Origin of the sequence: Ideonella sp. B508-1 (assembly GCF_000333615.1) — a bacterium.
GTDB lineage: Bacteria > Pseudomonadota > Gammaproteobacteria > Burkholderiales > Burkholderiaceae_C > Ideonella.
This window is the reverse complement of the sequence record NZ_BADL01000097.1, coordinates 1-5,458: the sequence shown is the minus strand read 5'-3', so window position 1 is coordinate 5,458 and position 5,458 is coordinate 1. Positions and strand designations below refer to the sequence as shown.

The following is a 5,458-nucleotide window of genomic DNA, read 5'->3' as shown; positions in this document are numbered from 1 at the left end:
CTAGAGCCTGACCTGCCGCAAGGAGCGACCGTCATGAGCGATCCTGTTACGCCGACCCACCGCCCCCTGGAAGGGCTGCGCGGCCTGGTGCTGGGCGTGGCCAACGAGCACAGCATCGCCTGGGGCTGCGCCCGGGTGCTGGCCGAGCGCGGCGCCCGCCTGGCGCTGACCTGCCTGAACGAGAAGTCCGTGCCCTACGTGGCCCCGCTGGCCGAACGCATCGGCGCGCCGCTGCTGCGCTGCAATGTGGAGGAGCCGGGGGAGCTGCAGGCCGCGGTGAACGCGGCGGCCGACGCGCTGGGCGGGCTGGACTTCGGCATCCACTCCATCGCCTGGGCACCCAAGGACGACCTGCACGGCCGGGTGGTGGACAGCACGGCCGAGGGCTTCAACCAGGCGATGCGGGTGTCCTGCCATTCCTTTGCCGAGATGGCGCGGCTGATGGAACCGCACCTGGGCGACGGCGGCGCCCTGGTGACCATGAGCTACATCGGCGCCGACGAGGCCGTGCCGCACTACGGCCTGATGGGGCCGGTGAAGGCGGCGCTGGAGTCCCTGGTGCGCTACATGGCGGTGGAGCTGGGGCCCAAGAACGTGCGGGTGCATGCCGTCTCGCCCGGGCCGGTGCCCACCCGGGCGGCCTCGGGCCTGCTGGCCTTCGACGAGCTGATGACCCGCACGGCCCAGACCGCGCCGCTGCGCCGGCTGGTGACGCTCGACGAGATCGGCCGCTGCGTGGCCTTTCTGGTGGGGCCGGACGCCAGCGGCATGACCGGCCAGACCTTGTATGTGGATGCCGGCGACCATGCGGTACGCTGAGGCCGGCGCCGTTCCCCGTTCCTATCCCTCTTCTGCACGGATGTGTCCATGAGCGAGAGCCTGCACGACAGCGACCTGATCGAGAACGTGACCTACGACGAGCTGCAGGTCGGCCAGAGCGCCACGCTGCGGCGCACGCTGAGCAATGCCGACATCCAGGCCTTCGCCCTGGTCTCGGGCGATGTGAACCCGGCCCATGTGGACCCGGCCTACGCCAACGGCACGCGCTTTCACGGGGTGATCGTGCACGGCATGTTCGCCGGCGCGCTCATTTCCACCGTGCTGGGCACCGAGTTCCCGGGCCCGGGCACCATCTACATGTCGCAGACGCTGAAATTCGAGCGCCCGGTGCGGGTTGGCGACACGCTGACCGTGACGGTGACGGTGCGCAGCAAGGACGACACCCACCACACCGTGGTGCTGGCCTGCGCGGTGAACAACCAGGCCGGCGAGGAGGTGGTGTCCGGCGAAGCCCTGGTGAAGGCGCCCAAGGACAAGGTGGTGCGACCGCGCGCCGCCCTGCCGACGATGCACCTGTTCGACCCCGAGGCCCGGCTGCAGGCCTGGATCGCCAGCCTGGCCGGCGGCGCGCCGGTGCGCTGCGCGGTGGTACACCCCTGCGACGACGGCTCGCTGCGCGGCGCGCTGGAGGCGGCCCAGCACGGCCTGATCGTGCCAGTGCTGCTGGGCCCGCGTGCCCGCATCGAGGCGGTGGCCGCGGCCGGTGGCCTCTCGCTGGAGGGCGTGGAGCTGCGCGACACCGCCCACAGCCACGACAGCGCGGCCCTGGCCGTGTCCCTGGCCGCCGACGGCCAGGTGGCCATGCTGATGAAGGGCAGCCTGCACACCGACGAGCTGATGGAAGCGGTGGTGGCTGAGCATCGGCTGCGCACCGAGCGCCGCATGTCGCATGTCTTCCGTTTCGAGGTGCCGGCCTATCCCAAGCCCCTGCTGGTGACCGACGCGGCGCTGAACATCACGCCGGATCTGGCGGCCAAGGCCGACATCGTGCGCAACGCCATCGACCTGGCGCACGCGCTGGGTGTGGCCCAGCCCAAGGTGGCCATCCTGTCGGCCGTGGAGACGGTGACGCCGCGCATCCCCTCCACCGTGGAAGCGGCGGCGCTGTGCAAGATGGCCGACCGCGGGCAGATCGCTGGTGCGCTGCTGGACGGCCCGCTGGCCTTCGACAACGCGATCTCGGCCGAGGCGGCCCGCATCAAGGGCATCGTCTCGCCGGTGGCGGGCCAGGCCGACATCCTGATGGTGCCCGACCTGGAGGCCGGCAACATGCTGGCCAAGCAGCTCGAGTACCTGGCGGGCGCTTCCAGCTGCGGCGTGGTGCTGGGCGCACGTGTGCCCATCGCCCTGACCAGCCGGGCCGACACCGCTGCCTCGCGCATGGCCTCGGCCGCGCTGGCCGTGCTGGCCGCCCGGAGCGCCCAGGCATGAACGCCGCCGACGCCCTGGCCCTGCCACCCGGCCTGAACCGGGTGCTGCGCGGGCACGCGGCGGTGCTCTCGGTCAACGCCGGCTCGTCCTCGCTGAAGTTCGGCGTCTATGCCGAGCACGGCCCGGCCGTCTGGTCGGGCGAGTTCCAGGGCCTGGAGCCCGGCGGCCAGCCCCGGCTGTGCGTGGGCGGGCACGACGCCCTGCCGCTGCCCGCGCGCGAGGGCCTGGGCCGCTTCGAGCTGGCCCTGGCCCTGCTGGTCGAGACCCTGGGGCAGGCCGGCATCCGCCTCAAGGGCGTGGCCCACCGCATCGTCCATGGCGGCCAGCGCTTCGTCGAACCCTGCCTGCTGGACGAGGCCACGCTGGCCGCGCTGGCTGAACTCAACCCGCTGGCCCCGCTGCACCAGCCGCACAACCTGGCCGGCGTGCGCGCGCTGCAGAAGGCCCTGCCGGACCTGCCCCAGGTGGGCTGCTTCGACACCGCCTTCCACGCCGGCATGCCGGCGGTGGAGCACCGCCTGCCGGTGGACCGCGGCCTGTGGGACCAGGGTGTGCAGCGCTACGGCTTCCACGGTCTGTCCTACCAGTTCGTGCTGCGCGAGCTGCAGCGCCGCACACCACGCGCTGGCGGCCGCGTGCTGATGGCCCACCTGGGCAACGGCGCCAGCCTGTGTGCAGCGCGGGATGGTCACTCGGTGGCCACCACCATGGGCTTCTCGGCCCTGGACGGGCTGATGATGGGCACCCGCAGCGGCAGCGTGGACCCCGGCGTGCTGCTGCACCTGTGGCGCCAGGGCCAGACGGTGGACGAGGTCGAGACCCTGCTCTACAAGCGCTCGGGCCTCAAGGGCGTCTCGGGCCTGTCGGCCGACATGCGCACCCTGCGCGCCAGCGACGCGCCGGCCGCCCGCGAGGCCATCGAGCTGTTCACCTACCGCCTGCTGCGCGAGGCCGGGGCCCTGCTGGCCGTGCTGGGCGGGGTGGACATGATCGCCTTCACCGGCGGCATCGGGGAGCATGATGCACAGTTGCGCGAGGACCTGCTGACCCGGCTGACCTGGCTGGGCACCCGGCCCGATGCCGCGGCCAACCACGATGCCAAGGGAGACCGGGTCGCCCCCATCCACGCCGCCGGCAGCCCGGTGGAGGTGTGGGTGGTGCCCACCGACGAGGGCCGGGTTGCCGCCCGCGCCACCTTTGCCCTGCTGCGTCAGCAGGGCTTGGCCTGAAGGAGTCCCCGCCATGTCCGCTCTGTCGTCCCTGCCCGTCAACCTGGCCTTGCAAGGGGGTGGCGCCCATGGCGCCTTCACCTGGGGCGTGCTGGACGCCCTGCTGGAGGACGGCCGCATCCGCCCCGTGGCCATCAGCGGCACCAGCGCCGGGGCGATGAACGCGGTGGCCCTGGCCCAGGGGCTGTTTGACGATGGAGCCGAAGGCGCCCGCGCCAGCCTGCGACGCTTCTGGAAGGCGGTGGCCGACAGCGTGCCGGCCCTGGTGGGCATGCTGCCCATGCAGAACCTGGGCACCGGTGCCGTGCCCTGTATGAACCTGGCCCTGGACAGGACCCGCCATCTGGGGCCGGCCAACTTCAACCCGCTGGACATCAACCCGCTGCGCGAGGTGGTGCAGGCGCAGTTCAACTTCGAGCGGCTGCGGCGCGAGGCACCGGTCAAGCTCTTTGTCGCTGCCACCGAGGCCGACACCGGCCGCACCCGCCTGTTCACCGAGGACGAGCTGAGCTGCGAGGTGCTGCTGGCCTCGGCCTGTCTGCCCACCCTGTTCCACCCGGTACCGATCGACGGCGTGGCCTACTGGGACGGCGGCTACAGCGCCAACCCGGCGGTGCTGCCGCTGGTGGCGGAAGGCCGCGCCCGCGACACCCTGCTGGTGCTGCTCAACCCGCTGCACTATGCGCAGACACCCCAGACCGGGGCCGACATCCAGGCCCGACTCAGCGCGATGAGCGTGCAGGCCGGCTTTCTGCGCGAGATGCAGTTGCTGGCCCAGGCCCAGCAGCGGGCCCGGCGCCGCTGGTGGCCGGCCGACCGGCTGGACCGCCTGCTGGCCCGCAGCCGCTTTCACCTGCTCGACGGCGGTGCCCTGCTGGGCGAACTGTCCGTCGAGAGCAAGATGATGGTGCAGCACGACTTCCTGCTGACGCTGTTTGAGCAGGGCCGCGCGCTGGCCACCCAGTGGCTGGCCCGCCACGGCACCCAACTGGGTCAGGCCGCCACGGTGGATCTGTCCCGCGTCTTCACCTCCTGTGGCGCGGTCAGCCCCCTGCCGGCCCTGCCCGCACCCGACCTTCTCTCCCCGAGGTCTCCATGAAAGACACCCTCACCCCCGTGCTGTCCGCCGAGGAGCACGCCCGCCGCACCGCCACCCTGTTCGACAGCCGGCTGCATGCGGCCCTGGCGCCGGCCAGCAGCGGGCTCTCGCCCATCTCGCTGGCCCTGGCGGGCCTGGACTGGGCCCTGCACCTGGCCAGCCAGCCGGCCCAGGCCACCCGCCTGGCCACCGCGGCCCAGCAGAGCGCGCTGCACTGGTGGGCCGACACCTTGCACAACCGGCCGGAAGACGACACCGACCCGCGCTTTGCGCACCCGGGCTGGAAGCACTGGCCCTGGGCCCCGGTGGTGCATGCCTACCATGAGGCCGAGGCCTGGTGGGACGACGCCACCCGACTGCGCGGCATGGAGCCACACCACCAGGAGATGGCACGCTTCTACGCCCGCCAGTGGCTGGACATGCTGTCGCCCAGCAACACCGGGCTCTGGGGCAACCCGGAGGTGCGCGAGCGCACCCGCGAGACCCTGGGCAGCAACCTGGTCAACGGCTGGATCAACGCGCTGGACGGCTGGCGCCAGCAGCATGGCCTGGCCCCGGTGCGGCCGGCCGACCTGAGGATCAGGCTCTTCTCTTCGAGGCCGTAGCGGCAAAGATTGCTCCAGTTCTTGTAGACGTAGTACCGACTGACCTCGTGTTGCTTGACGGCCTGGGTGACGAGGCCGCCAAGTCCTTCGTGAACGAGGATGCCTTCTTGAAGCTTCTTGAAGTCAAGGAAGCTGGCCATCACTGCAACGCGGCGCCGGTGTTCAGCGTCGCTCCTGGCCTTCAACTCGGCGTTCAAGAGCAGCCCCTCCCGACTCAACTTGATGGGCCTGAGCAGATGCTCATCTTCAAGGCG

Annotated in this window: 6 protein-coding genes; all 6 read left to right on the top strand. The window is 71.6% G+C overall.

Features of this window, described 5'->3' with window-relative positions; genetic code table 11:
* Positions 1 to 33: 33 nt before the first annotated feature.
* A complete protein-coding gene (fabI, locus tag I73_RS04175) occupies positions 34 to 819 on the top strand; it encodes an enoyl-ACP reductase FabI (RefSeq protein WP_022979463.1) in 786 nt (261 codons plus the stop codon).
* A 48-nt stretch (positions 820 to 867) separates the two neighbouring features.
* Positions 868 to 2,271 (top strand): bifunctional enoyl-CoA hydratase/phosphate acetyltransferase, encoded by a 1,404-nt coding sequence (locus I73_RS04170; RefSeq protein WP_022979462.1) that lies wholly within the window; start codon positions 868 to 870, stop codon positions 2,269 to 2,271.
* A complete protein-coding gene (locus I73_RS04165) occupies positions 2,268 to 3,500 on the top strand; it encodes an acetate/propionate family kinase (RefSeq protein ID WP_022979461.1) in 1,233 nt (410 codons plus the stop codon). The genes I73_RS04170 and I73_RS04165 overlap by 4 nt, the downstream gene beginning before the upstream one ends.
* 13 nt (positions 3,501 to 3,513) lie before the next feature.
* Positions 3,514 to 4,599 carry a patatin-like phospholipase family protein gene (locus I73_RS25850; protein ID WP_022979460.1) on the top strand — a complete coding sequence of 362 codons (1,086 nt, stop codon included), beginning with the start codon at positions 3,514 to 3,516 and terminating at the stop codon, positions 4,597 to 4,599.
* On the top strand, positions 4,596 to 5,204 hold the full coding sequence (locus tag I73_RS04155) for a poly-beta-hydroxybutyrate polymerase N-terminal domain-containing protein (protein WP_083876540.1): 609 nt from the start codon (positions 4,596 to 4,598) through the stop codon (positions 5,202 to 5,204). Before I73_RS25850 ends, I73_RS04155 begins: the two co-directional genes overlap by 4 nt.
* Positions 5,205 to 5,254: 50 nt before the next feature.
* Positions 5,255 to 5,458: hypothetical protein (locus I73_RS25845; RefSeq protein ID WP_040499510.1), on the top strand; the 204-nt coding region annotated here is incomplete at its 3' end.

What these genes read in the sequence shown, in the direction of transcription:
- fabI (WP_022979463.1), top strand. Translation starts at nt 34, where the DNA reads ATGAGCGATCCTGTTACGCCGACCCACCGCCCCCTGGAAGGGCTGCGC.
- I73_RS04170 (WP_022979462.1), top strand. Translation starts at nt 868, where the DNA reads ATGAGCGAGAGCCTGCACGACAGCGACCTGATCGAGAACGTGACCTAC.
- I73_RS04165 (WP_022979461.1), top strand. Translation starts at nt 2,268, where the DNA reads ATGAACGCCGCCGACGCCCTGGCCCTGCCACCCGGCCTGAACCGGGTG.
- I73_RS25850 (WP_022979460.1), top strand. Translation starts at nt 3,514, where the DNA reads ATGTCCGCTCTGTCGTCCCTGCCCGTCAACCTGGCCTTGCAAGGGGGT.
- I73_RS04155 (WP_083876540.1), top strand. Translation starts at nt 4,596, where the DNA reads ATGAAAGACACCCTCACCCCCGTGCTGTCCGCCGAGGAGCACGCCCGC.